The 17,635-nt window shown below is 74.7% G+C and carries 10 protein-coding genes; 1 reads left to right on the plus strand and 9 read right to left on the minus strand.

Features of this window, described 5'->3' with window-relative positions:
• Positions 1-73 precede the first annotated feature (73 nt).
• Positions 74-259 carry a thiazolylpeptide-type bacteriocin gene (locus ACGFMP_RS28365; RefSeq protein WP_393675859.1) on the plus strand — a complete coding sequence of 62 codons (186 nt, stop codon included), beginning with the start codon at positions 74-76 and terminating at the stop codon, positions 257-259.
• 125 nt (positions 260-384) lie between these two features.
• Here the strand turns inward: ACGFMP_RS28365 and ACGFMP_RS28370 are convergent, their stop codons facing one another.
• The 9 genes from ACGFMP_RS28370 to ACGFMP_RS28410 form a co-directional block, all read right to left on the minus strand.
• A complete protein-coding gene (locus ACGFMP_RS28370; RefSeq protein ID WP_393675860.1) occupies positions 385-2,337 on the minus strand; it encodes a TOMM precursor leader peptide-binding protein in 1,953 nt (650 codons plus the stop codon).
• Positions 2,334-3,122 carry an ABC transporter permease gene (locus ACGFMP_RS28375; protein WP_393675861.1) on the minus strand — a complete coding sequence of 263 codons (789 nt, stop codon included), beginning with the start codon at positions 3,120-3,122 and terminating at the stop codon, positions 2,334-2,336. Before ACGFMP_RS28375 ends, ACGFMP_RS28370 begins: the two co-directional genes overlap by 4 nt.
• The gene (locus ACGFMP_RS28380; protein ID WP_393675898.1) at positions 3,119-4,090 is read right to left on the minus strand and encodes an ABC transporter ATP-binding protein; all 972 of its coding nucleotides are present in this window, start codon (positions 4,088-4,090) and stop codon (positions 3,119-3,121) included. The genes ACGFMP_RS28375 and ACGFMP_RS28380 overlap by 4 nt, the downstream gene beginning before the upstream one ends.
• A 1,367-nt stretch (positions 4,091-5,457) precedes the next feature.
• The gene (locus ACGFMP_RS28385; protein ID WP_393675862.1) at positions 5,458-6,537 is read right to left on the minus strand and encodes a lantibiotic dehydratase C-terminal domain-containing protein; all 1,080 of its coding nucleotides are present in this window, start codon (positions 6,535-6,537) and stop codon (positions 5,458-5,460) included.
• The gene (locus tag ACGFMP_RS28390; RefSeq protein WP_393675863.1) at positions 6,534-9,467 is read right to left on the minus strand and encodes a lantibiotic dehydratase; all 2,934 of its coding nucleotides are present in this window, start codon (positions 9,465-9,467) and stop codon (positions 6,534-6,536) included. The genes ACGFMP_RS28385 and ACGFMP_RS28390 overlap by 4 nt, the downstream gene beginning before the upstream one ends.
• 99 nt (positions 9,468-9,566) lie before the next feature.
• Positions 9,567-11,153: a nitroreductase family protein gene (locus ACGFMP_RS28395; RefSeq protein ID WP_393675864.1), complete on the minus strand. Its 1,587-nt coding sequence runs from the start codon at positions 11,151-11,153 to the stop codon at positions 9,567-9,569.
• An 86-nt stretch (positions 11,154-11,239) separates the two neighbouring features.
• Positions 11,240-13,147 carry a TOMM precursor leader peptide-binding protein gene (locus ACGFMP_RS28400; protein WP_393675899.1) on the minus strand — a complete coding sequence of 636 codons (1,908 nt, stop codon included), beginning with the start codon at positions 13,145-13,147 and terminating at the stop codon, positions 11,240-11,242.
• 398 nt (positions 13,148-13,545) lie between these two features.
• Positions 13,546-15,885, minus strand: coding sequence for a TOMM precursor leader peptide-binding protein (locus ACGFMP_RS28405; protein WP_393675900.1), 2,340 nt, complete (start codon positions 15,883-15,885; stop codon positions 13,546-13,548).
• A 5-nt stretch (positions 15,886-15,890) separates the two neighbouring features.
• Positions 15,891-16,949: a BTAD domain-containing putative transcriptional regulator gene (locus tag ACGFMP_RS28410; RefSeq protein WP_393675865.1), complete on the minus strand. Its 1,059-nt coding sequence runs from the start codon at positions 16,947-16,949 to the stop codon at positions 15,891-15,893.
• Positions 16,950-17,635: the final 686 nt, after the last annotated feature.

A 17,635-nucleotide genomic window follows, 5' to 3' on the forward strand; every position in this document is an offset into this window, starting at 1 on the left:
AGTGGACGCGCGTAGAAAGGAATCGGCCGGTCCGTTCGGGACCGCGTCCCCTGCCGAGAAAAAGGAGTCACCCATGGCGATCACCAAGATGGACACGCCGCTCGCGTCGCTGGCCCAGGAGATCCTGGAGCTCGAGTCGGAGACCTTCGAGATCACCGACTACTCGGACGCCAGTGAGGTTATGCTCGGCTCCTCGACCAGCTGCTCCAGCACCAGCACCTGCTCCAGCACCACCAGCACCACCAGCTGCACCGCCTGACGGCCTGTCCGCCGTCGACCGCTCCGCGGCCCGCTGTGTGCGGGCCGCGGAGCGGTTGCGTTGCGGGCCCGTGCGCAGCCGCGGGCGTGGCCGCCTGGCGCCTTGGGGCGCCGGTGCACCGCCCGTCACGGGAAGGGGTGCGGCACCCGGCGCACCTCGGACTCGCGCAGGTCGTCGGGGCGCAGCCCGGCGCGCCGCTGCGCGGTGCGCAGCCGCGGCATGGTCAGCGCCCGCTGCCGCGCCCATCCGAAGTCGATCGGCAGCAGCCCCGGCGCGATCGTGCACACCGTCCGCAGCCCCATCGCGCGCTGCTCGGGCGCGGTCTGGTCGACGACGATGACGTCGCAGCCCGCCCGTGCCAGCTCCGCCGTGCACCACAGCACATCGTCGCGCAGGTCGAGGCCGCGCGGGCGGCGGTCCTCCCACTCGGCGTAGACCTCGGCGGGCGGGCGTACCGCGGTGGGCTCCAGGTAGCTGCCGACGTGTCGCGCCATCTGCGGCAGGCCGAAGAGCGCCGCGTGGTCGGGCAGCCGGCGCACCAGTGCGAAGTCCTCCGCCATCGCGGCGAGTTCCGCCGGCCGCTCGGTCACCTGCCGCGGCAGGTGCGGCAGGTAGGTCAGGATCTCGGAGACCGCCGCCTCCACCGCCGTCTCCGGGTCGAAGGCGGCGCCCGCGGCGAAGGCGAGCGTGCCGGGGCCGCCGTCACGGCGCACGGCGAGACCGGTGACGACGGGCACGGCCAGGTCGACGCGGTTGTCGAAGGCGTGCACGTCGTAGCCGCACAGGGCGGCCCGGTCGGTCATGGCGCGCAGCACCGGGCTGCGGCAGGCGCCGAGGTCGATCTCGGTGAGCCGGGCGTCGCCGTACCAGCCGAGCAGGAAGGCGTCCCGCTCGATCAGCTCCAGCAGGCCGAAGAGCACCGCCTCCTCCAGGCAGCTGCCGGTCGCGCAGCCGTTGGAGCACTCGAAGACGAAGTGGTCGGCGGCGGTGCCGGCGCTGTAGTAGACCAGCCGGGCCGGCACCAGCACCGGGCGGTCGTCGCGCAGCGACCAGCCACGCACCCAGGGGATCGGCCGCGACGGGTCGAAGGGGGCGATCATCGGGTCGTCGCGGTAGGTCTCCGGGGCGTAGAGGCCGCAGTCGCGCGGGTCGAGGGCGGCGTCGCCGAGGTTGTCGTACGAGTCGGTGACGATGCCGCCCGCCGCCCGGCGGTGGGTGCCCGCGTAGCGTTCCAGGCCTTCGAGGAAGGCCAGGTCGCGGCTGGCGGTGAAGGAGTGGGACTGGCCGCTCCAGGTGACGTCGGTCAGGCCCGCGTATCCGCGCATGAAGACGCTGCCCGCCACCGGTGCGGTGGTCGGCGAGGTGACGTCGCTCCAGGTGCCCGCGCCGAGCACCCCGCACACCGGGTTGGCCAGCGCGGCGGCGGGCAGGTCGTATCCGGCGGGCGAGCGCAGCCGGTAGCGGTCGGCGGCGGGCTTCTCGCGGGACACCGGGAAGTCTTCGGGCCCGGCGGCGGCCGGAGTGTGCGGGGCGTGCGGGCAGAGCGGGTCGGCCAGCAGCGGCACCGTGCTGACCAGGCCGGTCTCCAGGTCGAGCCTGGTGACCTGGGGAAGCGCGCTGCCGTCCGGCACGCCCGGCTTCCCTGACGCCGCCAGCCCGCACAGCGCCCACACCGCGTCTGCGGTGTAGTCGGGCAGCACCGGCCAGCGGCCGGCGGCGGACCTGGCAAGGCCGGTCTCCAGCGCGTCGCGTTCCGTACGGGTGCGCAGCCGCTGCCAGCGGATGGCCAGGCAGCAGCCGCAGGCCGCGGTGGCGGCGGCGCCGCCCCACGGGCCGATCAGCACGGCGTCGGCGGTGAGGTGGACGGTGGCCGCCGCGCGGGCGTCCGCGGCTGCCGCGCCCTCCAGGCGCAGCACATCGGTGCCGCCGATGACGGCGACGCGGGGTGCGGTGCCGCCCTGCTCCGCGGCCCGCGCGGCGAGCCTGCGCTCCAGGTCGCGGCCCGCGGACTCCAGCGGCAGCGGGTCGGGCGCGTGGGCGGCGCCCGCGGCGGGGCGTACGGCGGTGTCGGTCGTCATGTCCGGTTGCTCCAGCGGAAGATGCGGGCCGCGATGAGCCCGAAGACGACGGTGAAGGCGGCCAGGCCGCCGCAGTCGAGTGCCAGCGAACCGAAGGAGGCGCGTCCGGCCAGCACATCGGTCAGACCGTCGTCGAGGTAGCGCAGCGGCAGCACCCAGGAGGCGGTCCGTATCCAGCCGGGCAGCAGGTCGGCCGGGTAGAAGGAGCCGGAGAGGAAGGCCATCGGCACCATCACGCAGTTGGCGATGGCGGCGACGGCTTCCGGGGTGTCGGCGAGGCTGCCGACGACCAGGCCCATGGCCAGGAAGGCCGCCACGCCGAAGACCAGCAGCGGCAGCGCCAGTGGCCAGCTGCCGTCCAGGTGCAGCCCGAAGAAGGGCAGCAGCGCCACCGCGGTGAAGAGCACCGCCTGCGTCAGGCCGACCACGACGGCGACCACGAAGCGGGAGCCCAGTACGGTCGGCAGCGGCGTGGGGGTGCGCCAGATCAGCCGCAGGATGTCGTCGCGGCGCCAGTGCATCAGCGCGAAGGCGGGGCCGAAGAGGGCCGCGTTGCCGACGCCCCACGACAGCACGCCGGGCGCCACGTAGTTGATGTACGGCAGGCCGCCGTCGACGGACTGGCCGCGGAAGAGCAGCCCGAAGACCACCAGGAAGACCAGCGGGAAGGCGAAGGTGAAGAAGACGGTGGTGCGGTCGCGCACCGACGCCAGGAAGGTGGCCCTGGTGAGGGTGGCGTAGGCGCCGGGGACAGCGCCGGCGGGGGCGCCGGTCGTCGTGGTCATCGGCTGTGCTCCTTTCCGACGGCCGGGGTGCCCGCCTTGTCCGCTGCGGCGGCCGGCGGTGAGGCGGTCAGCCGCAGGTACGCGTCCTCCAGCGTCGCCGTCCTGGTCTGTATGGCGTCCATGTCGACCAGCGCGCCCAGTTCGATCAGCGTCCGGTTGGCGTGCCGGGTCTCGATGACGACCTCGCCGCCCTCGACCAGCACCCGCTCCGCGCCTTCGACGGCGCGTGCCTGCTCGACGGTGATCCGGTCGGCGGGAACCAGCAGCCGGGCGGGCGCCGCCATCGACCTGATCAGCGCTCCCGGGCTGTCGAGCGCGACCACCCGGCCGCCCGCGATGATGGCGACCCGGTCGCACAGCGCCTCGGCCTCGTCGAGGTAGTGGGTGGTGTAGACGATGGTGCGGCCCTCGCCGCGCAGGTCGCGCAGCACGGACCACAGCGACCTGCGGGCCTCGGGGTCCAGTGCGGCCGTCGGCTCGTCGAGGAAGATCAGGTCGGGCTGGTGCACCAGCGCGGTGGCCAGCGCCAGCCGCTGCCGCTGTCCGCCGGACAGGTCGTCCACCCGGCTGCGCTCCTTGCCGCCGAGGCCGACCAGGTCGAGCGCGTGGCGGGCCGCTGCCCGGTCCGCGCCCTGGAGGGAGGCGACGGTCTCCAGGTGCTCCCATGCGGTGAGCCGGGTGAAGAAGGCCGACGTCTGGGTCTGCACGCCGATCCTGCGCAGCAGCCCGGTGTTGCGCGGCCAGGGGCTGAGGCCGAACACGCTGACCGTGCCGGAGTCGGCCTTGCGCATCCCCTCGACGATCTCCACCAGGGTGGTCTTGCCCGCCCCGTTGGGGCCGAGCACACCGAAGAACTCGCCCTGCCCGACGCTCAGCGACACGTCGTCGAGCGCGTGCACCTCGCCGTAGTGCTTGCTGACGCCGTCGAGCACGATGGCGGTCCCCGACGGACGGGGCTGTGGTTTCATGTCGCCTTTCTCCCGCTGCTGTGGTGAGGCGCCCGGCTGCCGTACGGGCTCGGTGGTGTGCGGCTCGGTGGTGTGCGGCGCCGTCTCGTCCCGCACCGGCGCGGCCGGTACGCCCTTGCGGGCGGCGGCGCGTGCGCGCATCGCCGCAGCGCGCAGGCCGAGCACGCGCAGGAGCAGGGCGGCGGCGATCAGGGCGAGCGGCAGGTAGAAGGTCCAGGAGTCGTAGCGGCCGGGCAGGGTGGCGCGGCACAGCAGGCCCGCGCCGACGAGTGCGGCCGCGGCCAGCAGGGCGCAGCAGGCGGCGAATCCGCCGTGGACGACGCGGAGCCTGACCGGGTAGCGGGCCAGCCGTGCGCGGGCGTCGCCCCGGCCGCGGCGGAGCGATCCCGCCGCGACCGCCAGGAAGCTCCGGCTCTCGGTGGCCAGCCGCAGCGTGCCCAGGGCGTAGCCGAGGATCTTGTAGCCGTCCAGCGGCGGCAGCGGCAGCAGGTTGAGCAGGGCCATGGCGGTGCCGAGCAGCAGCAGGCCGCCGAGGGCGGGCAGCGCCTGCGCGGAGTCCGGAAGCAGGGCCCACACCGGCCAGAAGGGCAGCAGGAAGAGCAGGTTGGCCACCGCGCCCGCGACGGCGACGGCCACCTGGCGTGCCCGCCGGTCGAGGAACTGCACGTCGTCGACCTCGCAGTAGAGGTACGTCATCAGGCCCCAGACCCGGCGCAGGCCGATCTCGCCGACCCGCAGCCCGTACGCCCGTGCCACCAGGCCGTGGGCCAGCTCATGCAGGCCGAGGCTGACCCACAGCACGCAGCCGACGGCGGCCAGGGTCACCGGCTGGTGGTACAGCCGGCCTGTCTGGTCGGCCAGTTCGCCGAGTTTCACGGCGACCGCCACCGGCACCGCGGCGGCGAGCACCAGCAGCGGGACCAGTACTCCCGGCCTGCGGGCGAAGGCAGTGGCGTGGTGCAGCCGGTCCATCAGCGCGGGCGCGTCGGCGACCATCCGGGTGGTGCCGCTCATCAGGCCGGACCTGGCCGGCGGCCGGGCCACGGCGGCGGCTGCGGCGGGCGGCACGGTGACCGGGCGCCCGCCGTCGAGCAGTTGGCGGGTGGAGAGCAGCCGCAGCATCTGCTGCCACTGCGCGTCGCCCAGCCGGGCGCCGAAGCCGGCCGCGTACTCCGCGCCGATCTCGGCGAGCGACCGGGTGCCGTCGAGCCGGGCGATGATGAAGTGCTCCTTGGCGCCGACCTCCATCCGCACCCCGGTGACCGGGTCCTTGAGCAGGTGGACCACGGCGGGGCCGCGGGTGAGCGCCGGCCCGACGAGGATGCCGGGCCGCAGCGCGGGCCGCAGGTCGAGCAGGCCGCCGGTGGTCATGGCGCCGCCGTGGGGCGGGGCTCGCGCAGCGCGCGGGCCAGCACGTAGGACAGGAAGGCCTCGTCGCGGACGGTGACCGACAGCCGGTTGTTGGTCATGTGCATGTAGGGCGAGAGCAGCATCGGCAGGGCCTGGCCGGGCTCCGTGACCGGGAGGTCGCGGCTGCCGTCCCAGGACCTGAAGACCAGGTCGCCGCCGCGGGCCAGTGCCACGACCCGCTCCCGCAGGTCGAGGCAGTGCTCGGCCCAGCCGCCGAGGAAGCTCGGCAGCTTCTCGGGGGCCGGCTCCGCGACGGCGGCGCGGATCTGCTGGAAGCGGGCGGGCAGCGCGTCCATCGTGCCGTAGGCGCGGTCGTAGCCGTCCTGGGCGGTGTAGTTGGTGGTGGAGAAGGCGGAGTTCCAGAAGTCGTGGTAGCGGTCGAGGAATTCCAGCAGCGCCTGCTCCTCGCGCAGCAGACAGCCCGACATGGTCATCATCAACTGGGCGGCCACGCCGAGCAGTACGGTCCGCAGGTGCAGGTTCATCGTGCCGAGCGCCCCCGAGACCAGTTCGCTGGAGCGCTGGAAGTGCCACTCGGCCAGCTCGATCCCGGCCGGGCCGCCGTACTTGCCGTACTCCGGCTCGTAGGGCTCGGGGCTGAAGGTGTTGTTGGGCCGCAGCTTCATGTGGCCGTCCGCGTCGACCAGGCCGTTGCGCTCGCCGCCGGGGAACTCCAGCTCGAAGAGGGTGTTGTAGAGGTCGGCGAGGAAGCCGCCCTTGACCTCGTAGAGGGCGGGGCGCTCCCGCAGGAAGGCCTCGATCGCGCGGCTCACGCGGTCGGCGACCTCGGGTGCGGCGGCCGGCGAGGAGGGGCGCATCCGCAGCCGGATGTGCGGGCCCTCCAGCCAGTAGTTGATGAAGAACCAGCCGCTGAGCAGGCCCTCACCCGTCAGCTCCGCGACCAGCGGGCGGACGCAGCGCAGCAGGAAGGGGCGGGGGCTGGCGGCGTAGAAGACGTGGAAGGCCAGCCAGTCGCCGCGGGTCTCGGCGGACCCCCGGCCGCTGACGGCGGCGGGCGCCGCCTCTGAGGTGGTCATACGGCGCTGTCCTGCCTTCCTGTGCGGGCCGCGGCGGCAGGCGCCGCCGCGCGGGGGATGATCTCCACGGCCAGCTCTGCGACGTGGTGGCCGCGCGGGGAGCGCACATGCAGCTCGTCCTCGCCCGGCAGCATCTCCTCGAAGACCGTCCTGGTCCGGCCGCCGCCGGTCAGCGCGTCGAGGGCCATCAGCGACAGCGGGCTGTCGAAGTCGACGTACTGCGGCTTGGAGCCGCCGAAGACGGCGCCGAAGCCGCCCGCGGAGTCGTCGCGTTGCTCGTGCAGCGTGGCGAACACCCGCACCGGCAGACCGTGGTCGCGGCGCCAGCGCTGCCACCGCAGGTAGAAAGCGGCGTCGTCGAGGCCCGGTTCGCGCACCGGCAGGGCGCCCGGTGCGGCTGTCCAGGCCCTGCGGTGCAGCACCAGGCTGCGGTAGCGGACCCGGGGCCTGGCGGTGACGCCGTCGCGCCCGGGTGCCTCGGGGACGCCGCGCCACACGTCGAAGGACGCCCGGGAGGTCGGCGAGAGCAGCAGCAGCGTGCGCGGCACCTCGGGCAGCACCATCGGCACCAGGTAGCCGAGGTAGAGCGGTATCACCTCGCGGTCGAGCCGGCGGGAGCGGAGCACCAGCCGGTCGGCGGCCTCGTCGTGCTCGGCGTAGAGGTCGTCCAGGTCGATCCTGGCCGCCGCAGGGGCGGTGCTGCTCTCGCCAGGGCAGACGATCTCGTAGTCGGTGAGCCGGCCGTGCAGGTTGAGGTTGGTGGTGGCGGAGCCCGCGGTGATCTCGGCGAACACCGCGCCCGGCGGCTGCCAGGCACGAAGCGCGGCTCGCAGCCGCCCGGTCAGGCCGGCGTCGCCCCGCGGGCCCCCGGCGGCGGTGGCACTGTCGGCACCGGCGCCTGGGCCGGTGCCGGCGCCGGAGTCAGTGCCGGGGTCGCGGTCGGCGCCCGCGCCGGTGGCCGCGCCGGAGTCAGTGCCGGAATCGCGGTCGGCGCCTGCGCCAGTGGCCGCGCCGGTGCCCGCGCCGGAGTCGAAGCAGTGGGTGAAGCGGGTGAAGGGGAAGCACAGGCCGCCGTAGGAGTTGTTGAGCACCACCAGCGGGTCGCCGGCGCGGCGGGCGAGTTGCAGGAAGTGGCTGTGCGGGGCGAACGACGAGCCGAGCGGGGCCAGTTCCGCGGTCACCTCGGCCACCGTGTCCTCAGCGATCCGCAGTTCCTCGCCGCCCTCCGGGTGCGCCGCCCAGTGCTCGCGCATCCGCCGGGTGAAGGCGGCGCGGGCGGTGTCGAGGGCGGCGACCTCCGGCATGCCGAGCCAGTTCTCCTCCGGCGCGTGCGATCCGTCCTCAGCCCAGGGCGACTTGAGCGAGGTGAACTGGAGGTACTGCGTGAAGATGTCCTCGTGGAAGTCGTGCACGAGCCGCAGCAGGTCGTCGCAGCGGCCGCCGCGCCCGTGGCGGGCCAGGAAGAAGCCCTTGAGGGTGAGCCGCTGCGGCAGGGCCACGTCGAAGGCGGGCAGCACCCCGGTGAGCGCGTGCAGCGGATCGGCGGCCAGCCGCGTCCACTCGTCGAGGTCGGCCGCGACCGGCTCCTCGCGGACGTCCTCGTAGAGCAGCGTCTGCGGCAGCGAGGGTGCGGCAGCGCCGAGGTCGCCCTGGAGCGCGAGCAGATCGCGGCGCAGAGCGGCGAGCAGCGCGCGGCGGGTGGCGACGTCCGCGTCCCGGTAGCGGTCGACGCAGGCCGCGGGGCCCTCCAGGCGGTCCGCGACGCCGTCCGCCCAGTCGCGGCCGAGCGCGCGCAGGGCGCCGCGGAAGGAGTGCAGCGGGTCGGCGGTGTGCACATCGGTCGCAAGCCCGGTCATCTGCAGGATGCCGAGGTCGAGGAGGGTCGCGGCGTAGTGCGCGGCCTGCTCGCCTGACGCCCCGGTCTCTGTCGTCAGCCAGCCGGTCAACTCCGCGTACCGCAAATGCGGTTGGTCGCGGAAGAGCGAGGTCAGCCGCTCCAGGGTGCCGCTGTTGCGCAGGAAGAACAGCCGGTCGTGGGCCGCGTCGAAGCTGACCGCGGCGCTGTCGTCGCCCGCGGTGACCGAGCGGCGGACGTAGCGGATGCGGTCCTCGTCCAGCTCCCAGCCCGCCGACAGGGTGACCGGCAGGTCGTCGCGCCGGGCGGCGTCGGCGGCGATCAGCTCGGCGAGCCTGGCCAGCACCACGACGTTGAGACGTGGGTGGCTGGTCCAGCCGCCGCCGGTGCGCACCTCGGGGCCGACCTCGCCGAAGGTGCCCTCGCAGACCGCGGTGAAGGTGCTGAACGGGCTGGTCTTGCAGGCCGTGCGGTAGAGGTACGCCAGCAGCGAGCGTTCCTTCTTCCTGGTGCGCTTGTCCGGCACGGGGGCCCGGTCGGCGATGAAGGCGTCGAGTTGCCCGTCGAGGGTGGGCGAGGCAAGGGCGAGGGCCAGCCGCAGCCGGTCCTCGCCGGCCAGGTCGCGCAACTCGGCCCGGCTGCGCTGGAGTTCACCGTCGAGCAGCGGGCCGCCCGCGCCGCGCAGCTCTTCGAGCCGCAGCCGGGCGTCCAGCCAGCCGGTGAGCAGCTCGCCGGTGCCGCCGCCGAGTGCCGCGGCCAGCCGGCGGACCGCGTCGGGGTCCCGCGGCAGGCGGTCGTTGAAGACCTGGCGGCGCAGCGCGAGCACGGCACGGCGGTCCGCGTCGTCCTCCGTGGCCTTGACCAGGACGGTGAGCGGGTCGTTCAAGTCGGCCGCGATGGACGCCAGTTGCTTCTCGGCGGCCAGCACCTGGTCGGCCCATCGCCTGGCGCCGGGGCTGCGCAGCCGGTGCACTGCCTCGACCGGGAGACCGGCCACCCGCAGCATGAAGCGGCGGTGCAGCAGCCAGTCCCGGTGGCTGTCCCCGGTGTCCGGCGCGGCGGCGTTGACGCTCATGCCGCTCCTTTCTCTGTCCTTGGATCCGTCCGTGGATCCGTCCTCGGATCCGCTGTCCTTGCGTGCGGCGGGTTGCCGCGGCCCGGCGGCCGGGGCGGCTCAGGCGAGGTCGTAGCGGAAGTCGGCGGGGCGGGGGCGCTCGTGGCCGATCATCATGATCAGCAGCGGCACCTCGCCGGTCTCCTCGAGCGCGAGTTCCTCGGTGAAGGAGATCGCGTCGAAGCCGAGTGCCACCCCGCAGGACAGTCCTGCCGCGGCCGAAGCGGTGTAGACGGCCTGGGACATGCCCCCGATCACGGCGTTGACCAGCCGGTAGCCCCGGTCGCCCACGGCGTCGAGCACCGCGGCCGTCCGGGCGACGGGCACGATGACGGCGGCCGCCTGCTCCAGGTTGTAGTTGGCCAGGAAGTAGTTGCGCTGCAGGAATTCCCCCGGTGCGCCTGCCTTGACCAGCCGCAGCGAGCCGTCCGTACGGTCGTGCAGATAGCTGCCGGGCTCGACGCCCGCCACGTGGTTGACGAAGACGTAGCAGCGGCTGAGCGGCCCGGCGCCCGGGGTCTCGGCGTCGCTGCCGAGGGAGGCGGCCGCGTCGGCGGCGGCCAGGACGGTCGACAGCGCGTCGGCGGGCAGCGGTGTGGTGGCCTGGAAGCGGCCGAAGCTGCTGCGCCTGGCCCGCAGCGCGGTGCCGACCGGGGTGTCGAGGCTGCGCGGCGCCGGCAGTGCGGTGCGCTCGCCGCCCGCGGGCACCGGCAGCGCGAGCGCGGCGTCCAGCGCCCCGGCCGCCGGCCGGTCGGCGGCGGATTCGAGCGTCGCGGCGTGCATGCGGCGTACCGTCTCGAAGGTCATGGTGGTACGTGAGCGCTCCTGGTCGGTGTACCGCACCCGGGGCGGTACGGCCGGCGGCGCCGAGCCCGCGGCGGGCCGCTCCCAGGCGAGCGGGACGACGGCGAAGACGCCCTCCTCGTCCTGTTCGAGGCCCAGCAGCCGGCCGAGCCTGGCCTCGTCGAACCACAGCGCGGGGCCGATGTGCAGCCCGTGCGCCCTGGCCCAGATCCGCCAGGTCTGGAGCAGGGCTCCGGTGTCCATCGCCACGACGTGGTAGCTGAAGCTGTTGTACTTGAAGGCGTTCTGCCAGAAGCGCACGCCGAGGACCAGGAACTGGTCGTACTCCGCCAGGTCGCCGCCGGCTGCCGCGCGGACCTCGGCCGTGACGTCGCCCGCCAGCAGCCGCCGCATGTCGTGGTGGGGGGTCGAGTAGTAGTAGACGCCGGGCGTCAGCGGGCCCGAGGGCCCGGCCGCCCAGTGGACGCCGACCGGGTAGAGGCCGCCGCCGGACGCGGTGCCGCGCGACCAGTTGGCCTGGGTGTACATCGGCAGCGTGCCCAGGTCGGAGTTGGCCTGCACCGCGAGCCTGCGGCCGACCAGCCCGTAGGACTCCTGGAGCATCCCGGCCAGCAGCGGCAGGGTGAAGGCGCCTGCGCCCCGCGGCCCGAACAGGCCGCGCTGCACGGTCGCCGCCGCCCCGCCGGCCAGGTCCGCCGCCTGCGGCAGCGGGAAGGCACCCGCGCCGGGGAAGTGCTTGCCCTTGCGCGGCCGGTCGGCCCAGTCGGGCACGAAGTCGGCGGGCTCCATGGGATATCTGCCCCGCCGGACGATGGCGGTCGCGTACTCATGGGCGAATCCCACGGGCGTTTCCTCTCTGTGCGGGTTCGGCTGGTGCGATGGCGCGGGTGCGGGTGACGCGGGTGCGGGTGGCGCGTGCGGGGGGGCGCTCAGGGGAAGGGGTGAGGGGCCTGGTTGAGGTCGTCGGCGGTCAGGTCCCGGTCGCGCAGGCCCGCCGCACGCAGCGCGGTCCGCGTCCTGGGCAGGTGGCGGGCGCGCTGCCGGCGCCAGCCGAAGTCGATGGGCAGCAGGCCCGGCACGATCACCCCTGCGGTGTGGAAGCCGAGTTCGCGCTGTTCGGGCATGGTCTGGTCGATGACGACGACGTCGAAGCCGGCCTTGGCGACCGCCCCGACACAGGCCGCGACGTCGTCGCCGAGGTCGTCGGCCGCGGGCAGGGTGCCGGGCCCGGTCGCCGCGAGGCCGGCCGGCGCGACGAGCGGGCGGTCGCCGCGCAGCAGGAAGTCGGCGTGCCCCGCCATCTCGGGCAGCCCGTAGAGCAGCGGATGGTCGTGCAGCACCTGGACCCGGTCGAAGTCGGCGGCCAGGGACCGCAGCCGGGCCTCGTCGCGGGCGGTCCTGCGGCGCAGGTTGACCGCGTCGGTGGCGATCTCGCACAGTCCGGCCGCAATCGCCGCCTCCGGGTCGAGCCCGGCGCCGGCCCCGAAGCACAGCCGGCCCAGGCCGCCGTCGACCCGCTCGGCGACCGCCGTGACCACCGGGATCGGGAAGGTGATCCTGGTGTCGAAGAAGCGGGCGCGGTAGCCGTACATGGCGAGCCGGTCGATCATCGCGCGGGTCTGCGGGCTGCGCACGGCCGCGCCGTCGATCTCGGGCAGCGGCGCCCTGCCGTACCAGGCGAGCAGGAAGGCGTCTCGCTCGACGACCTCCATCAGGCCGTAGTAGACGGCCTCGGCCAGACTGCCGCCGGACGCGCAGCCGTTGGAGCTCTCCTGCACGAAGCGGTGTTCGAGGCCGCCGGGTGCGTGGTAGTAGGCCAGGATCTCCGGTACGAGCAGCGGGCGCTGGTCCCGCAGCGACCAGCCCCACACCCAGGGGATCGGCCGGCCGGGGTCGAAGGGGCGGACCCCCGGCTCGGCCCGGTGGAAGTCGTCCGAATACAGGCCGCAGCTGCGCGGGTCGAGCACCGGCTCCGTGGCGGCGAGTCCGTCGTACGAGGCCGTCACCGCGGTGCGCTTGCCGCGCGGGCGCATCCCGGCGAAGCGTTCGAGGCCTTCGAGCAGGCCGACCCGCTCGCTCGACCGGTAACGCGGGGTGTGGCCGCCCCAGAAGCACTCCCTGAGGTAGTCGCCGGAGCGCAGCAGGAAGGAACCGACGGTCGACGACGTGGACGCCGAGATCAGGTCGGGCACCACGGAGGGGCCGAGCATCCCGGCCGCCGGGTTGACGAACGCCTCGAAGGGCACGTCGTAGTCGTCGGCGGGCCGCAGCCGGAAGACGTCGGGCGCGGGCTTCGGGGCCGGCGCGAACGTGATCCGCGCACCGGCCGCCGTGTCCTCGGGCCGCACCCCGCAGCTCGGGCACTCGGCGTCGGGCACGAAGGCGAAGCGGGTCACCCGCAGCGTCTCGGTGTCCAGCAGGAAGGCGTACGGCAGCAGGCCGTCGCCGCCCGCCCGCTCCCGGTGCGCCGCGATCAGCGCGGCGACGGCGTCCACCCCGAACGCCGGGTCACCGGCGAGGGGGCCGGCGGCCCGGGTACCGGCCCCGGTCTCCAGCGCCTCCCGCAGGGCCCGCGACCTTACGCCCTGCCAGCGCCGCGCCAGACAGCGCGGGCAGCCCGCGTCGCCGTCGGGGGCGAACGGCCCGACGAGCACGAGGTGCCCGTAGCGGAACACCCCGACCCCGCCGCCCGTCACGTCCTCGCCCCCGCCGACGGCCAGTTCGTCCCGCACCCCGAGCGCCCCGACGACGACACCGTCGCCCGTGCGCCCGGCCAGGCCCGCCGCCAGCCGCTCGCAGGCGTCCCGCAGGGGACCGCAGTACCCGACCCGCCCCATCCGCCCGCCGTCCGGCGGGCCGCCGCCGTCACCGGCCGCGCCGGCAGGCCCGGCCACCGGGCCCGGTATCCCGACCGGCACGCCTGCCGCGACCACCTCACCCGTGCCGGGTGACGCCGTGATTGCGGCGGGGGCGACCGCGGGGCCCGCGCCCGCGAGGGCGCCCGCGGAGAAGAGCGCCGCCGTCGCGCCCGCCACGGCACCCGGCCGCGACGTACCGGCCGGAGCGCCGAGCGCAGCCCTCTCCCCCGCGCCGGGCGACACCGCGCCACCTGCTGGAGCGACGGCAGGGCCCGCGCCCGCCACGGCACCCGGCCGGGGCAGGCCGGCAGGTGTCCCGGGCAGCGCCGTGGCGGCCGGGGTCGGGGCGGGTGGCGACGATTCGGGCGGGGGTGGGGTCACCGGTGGGCCTCGGGGGTGGTGAGGAGGACGCGGGTGGTGTGGAGGCGGCCCGCGGCCAGATCGGGGGTGTGCGAAGGGGCGGTCAGCGCGTCGCGGCCCGCGGCGCGCAGGGCCGCGGCGACCGCGGGCCAGTCGGTGTCCCGCGCGGCGGCGGACGGCTCACCGCCCGGGGTGAGAGCTGCCGGGTCGAGGTCGGCCAGCAGCGGGTCGCCGAGGTCGGGCGTGCCGCCGGTCTGTACGGCGCCGAGCAGGTCGCGCACCGCGGTCAGCATCGCGTCGCGGCGGCGCAGGCCCGCGGCCACGGCCCAGCGCGGGCGGCCGCCGGCCGGGTCCACAACCCTGGCGAGGACGACCGGCAGGAAGTACCGCCCCGCGCCCAGCTCCAGGATCTCCAGCTCCACGCCGAGCCCCGCTGCGGAGCGGAGCAGGAAGGTGATCTCGGCGTCGTCCGCGTCCGCTTCCGCCGGTGCGAGCAGTCCCACGGCCAGCGAGCCGCCGAGCGCGGCGCGCAGCGCGTCGTGGGCGAGCGCGGTCCGCAGGCCGCGGGCGGCGGCCGCGGCCGGGGTCGCGCCCGCGCCGGTGCCCGCGGCGGTCGGCTCGACGATGCGGGCCTGGTTGTCGGGGCCGAACGGCCGCAGGGCCGCGGCCGGCACCAGCAGCGTCTCACCGCTGAGCAGCGATGTCGCCGGGCACCAGCGCGCGATCAGCTCCGCCGGTGTGCCGAGCCCCGAGGCGATGGTCAGCCGCGCCGGGTCGACGGCCCGCCATTTGCCGCGGGCGGCCTCCAACTCCGCGCCTGACAGGGCCTGCTGGACCGGGACGACGTGCTCGGCGTACACCTCGGCCGCGCGGTGCAGTGCCCGCAGCCGCGCCCCGGCCACATGGTGCACGTCGAAGGCGGTGACCTCCCGGCGCTCCCGGTGCCCGGTGCCCAGCACCACGGTGCTGACCTTCAACGGCGTCTGCGCCCAGTCCTCGTCCGCGTAGGCGGCGAAGACACCGGCCTGCGGCCGCACCAGCACCGCCCGCTCGGAGATCTCGGCGAGCGCGGCCTGTGCGGCGTCCTCCTCCGCGGCGCCGTCACCGACCGGCCCGCCGAGCGGCGAGACGCTGCCGGGCGTCGTGTCCGCCGCCGCACCGGCCGTCGTGCCGGTGCCCGAGTCGGCTCCCGCGCCGGGCGCCTGTCCGGCCGGCAGGGTGTCCGCGTGCGCGGGCAGTTCCGCCAGCAGTACGGCCTGCTCGGCAGTACCGGGCGCGGTCGCGCAGTGCGGGCAGCGCGGGTGCGCAAGCAGCGGCTCCGCCGTGGTGTCGAGGGAGTCGGTGTGCTGGATGAGCAGCTGGTTCTCGGTCTCGGCAGGCAGCACACCCGTGGTGCGGCGGAAGACCTCGTAGCCGAGGAGGTTGCCGATCATCGCCGCCAGCGGGCCGCCGACCGCGGGCGCGGCGCTCTCGCGCGGGCCGCCCGGGGCCATGGCGCTCCAGACGTCGGCGGCGGCGCCCGCCTCGCCGTTCGCGCCGAGGCGCAGCGCGGCGCAGGTCCAGCAGCCCGCGGCGCCGCGGGACATGAGCGGGCCGATCACCACGGAGTCGCCGAACGGCCAGGCGGGCAGCAGCAGCCGCCCCGCGGGCAGGCCCGCTTCGAGCAGCGCGGCGAGCCGCCGTGGGGCGTGCGCGCCGGTGACCAGCACCATGTCGTAGCCGTCGAGGTCGTCCCAGCCGTACGCGGCCCGGTCGGCGCCCGCGGTGTCGTCGAGCAGGGCGACCTCGGCGGGGCAGCCGGCCTCCCGTAGCGCCGCGGCCTCCGCGGTGACCTCGGCGAAGCCGTTGCCTGGGCGGTCGATGGAGTGCGGCACCGCGACGGCGGCGCAGCCGTTGCGTATCAGGCTCAGCGCGGCCCAGCGGGCGACCGCGTCGTCGCCGACGACGGCGACCCGGGTCTGCCGGAAGCGCAGGAAGCGCTCGGCTGAGCCGTCGGTGTAGTGGTCGATGTAGTCGACCTGTGCGGCGAACCGCTCGGCCACGGCCGGGTCGAGCGGCTCCGCGCCGGGGTCGACTGGGACGGCGTCGCGGGCGAAGCCACGCGCGTAGAGCGTACCGACGAGCCGGACCACCATCGCGCGCTGCTTCTCGCCGAGCCCTTCGCAGAGCGCCGCCACCGTGTGGTCGCCTGTCAGGTGCGGGACCATGAGCGTTGCGAAGCGGTAGGCCGACGGCATGACGACGCTGAAGCCGCCGCGCGCGTTGTGGAAGTGCACGCCGGTGGGCGTCTGGGTGTAGAGCACGTCCCGGCGGATCCGCGGCCGGGTGCCGGCGAGTTCGTCGTAGGTGGACACCATGTCAGTCACGCCTCCGTGGGGTGCAGTCCTGCGGCAGCGGTCCGCTGCGGTTCTGTGGTGGTGTGTCCCGAGCGGGCCGACGCGGACGCGGGCAGGGGCACGGGAAGGGACGGGCGCGGTGGTCCTGGCGGGGCGCCGGCCTCGCGGGCCGCGGCGGCGCGGGTGAAGACGCGCAGGAGTTCGTGCACCCGGTAGAGCCCGCCGGGCCCTTTCTCCAGCAGGCCCGCGCCGACCAGGCTGTCCAGGACCCGGCCGCCGTCGACGGCTTCGCCGGCCACCGGGCCCGGTGCCGCCACCGCGGCGGCCTGCGGCTGCTGCCTGCGCGACGGCCCGGCATCCTGGCCGCTGGACGACTCACCGCGCAGGATGGCCAGTTCGAGCCGCTGCAGGGCGGGCCCCGGGTCGACGCCCAGCACCTGGGCGAGGTGCGACTTGAGCCTGCGGTATTCGGCAAGTGCCTCTGCCCTGCGCCCGACCCGGTCAAGCGCCTCCATCAACTGCTCGGTGAAGCGCTCGTGCAGGGGGTGGGCGCGGGCGGTCGGCCACAGTTCGGCCAGCGCCTCGCGATGCCTGCCGCACTCCAGTTCGAGGTCGAATACCCGCTCGATCGCCCGCAGCCACTCCTCCTGGAGTTTCGGCAGTTCGTCGCGGTGCAGCAGATCCGAGGGCACGTTGGCCAGCAGCGGGGGCTGCCACAGCGCGAGCGCCGCCCGCAACAGGCGCAGTTCGGCCTCCGGATCGCCGGTGGCATAAGCAGAACCGAGCAGTTGGCGGAAACGGACCAGGTCGAGGGTGGCCGCGTCCGCGGTGAGCCGGTATCCGCCGGGCACCGCCTCGATCATGTTTCCCGCGATGCCGTACTTGCCGAACAGCCGGCGCAGCCGCAGCACGCAGCTGTGCAGTGCCGACTTGCCTTGCGCGGGTGTTTCCTCACCCCAGATGACGCGCTGGAGGAAATCCACGGAAACGACCGAGTTGGCATTCAGCAGCAATGCGGCGAGCAAAGCCGCAGGTCGCGAGGGCTGAAGCACCACTGTTTCACTGCCGTCGGTGACGGCCAGCATTCCGAGTACCGTGAAACGCGTATGGTCCACCGCCCGTAGCGGCGATACCCCATTTCCCGATGGTAATCCTGCACTGTTTTCGAGCGCGTTGGACAAGACCACCAATCCACCATCCCCGTAGCCCCGTGTCGACCCCCCGCCCCCGCCCCGCTGGTGTACACGGAGAGCAAGGTCTAAATCCAGTCGGTCCGGCTGGTTGCGGTCAGAGAGGACAGTACGGCAGGCCTCTTTACCTTGTCCAGAGAATCGGCGCGGCCTACGGGCATCAATGTCCCCGGCATCGACCGGAGCCGCAAAGGCGAATTCCTGCCCGCAAACAGGACACACCGGACCGTGCGCACCGTACACGGATGCGAGCAATCGGACATATCCCGCAGAAATTACCGGCATGTAAAGCAGCGTTAACTCTGCCCCATTACCGGAGGGCTTTCCGCGAGCCATCCCCAAGGTATCCACGAGTCATACACCAGCCATCCGCGAGCGGGACGCACCTTGGGCGGAAGGCGGATCCGAGCGAATATGCGGCGGCCCGTCCGCGACCGGGGGCGCCTCATCGCTGAGCTGCGGCGGAACCCGGCGGCCTGCGCCACGACCGGCGGCAGGACGCGGGCCGGGGGCGAACGGCATGCGAGCCGGATGCCAGCCGGGTGCCAGCAGGGGCGGCTCGCGATGGCTTGACATCGCCG

The organism is Streptomyces sp. NPDC049040 (assembly GCF_043197715.1).
In the GTDB taxonomy this organism is placed as follows: domain Bacteria; phylum Actinomycetota; class Actinomycetes; order Streptomycetales; family Streptomycetaceae; genus Actinacidiphila.

Bases quoted from the DNA above. Each gene is read 5' to 3' on its own strand.
- ACGFMP_RS28390 (WP_393675863.1), bottom strand. From the start codon at position 9,467: ATGAGCGTCAACGCCGCCGCGCCGGACACCGGGGACAGCCACCGGGAC.
- ACGFMP_RS28370 (WP_393675860.1), bottom strand. From the start codon at position 2,337: ATGACGACCGACACCGCCGTACGCCCCGCCGCGGGCGCCGCCCACGCG.
- ACGFMP_RS28405 (WP_393675900.1), bottom strand. From the start codon at position 15,885: ATGGTGTCCACCTACGACGAACTCGCCGGCACCCGGCCGCGGATCCGC.
- ACGFMP_RS28365 (WP_393675859.1), top strand. From the start codon at position 74: ATGGCGATCACCAAGATGGACACGCCGCTCGCGTCGCTGGCCCAGGAG.
- ACGFMP_RS28385 (WP_393675862.1), bottom strand. From the start codon at position 6,537: ATGACCACCTCAGAGGCGGCGCCCGCCGCCGTCAGCGGCCGGGGGTCC.
- ACGFMP_RS28380 (WP_393675898.1), bottom strand. From the start codon at position 4,090: ATGAAACCACAGCCCCGTCCGTCGGGGACCGCCATCGTGCTCGACGGC.
- ACGFMP_RS28410 (WP_393675865.1), bottom strand. From the start codon at position 16,949: ATGCTGGCCGTCACCGACGGCAGTGAAACAGTGGTGCTTCAGCCCTCG.
- ACGFMP_RS28400 (WP_393675899.1), bottom strand. From the start codon at position 13,147: ATGGGGCGGGTCGGGTACTGCGGTCCCCTGCGGGACGCCTGCGAGCGG.
- ACGFMP_RS28375 (WP_393675861.1), bottom strand. From the start codon at position 3,122: ATGACCACGACGACCGGCGCCCCCGCCGGCGCTGTCCCCGGCGCCTAC.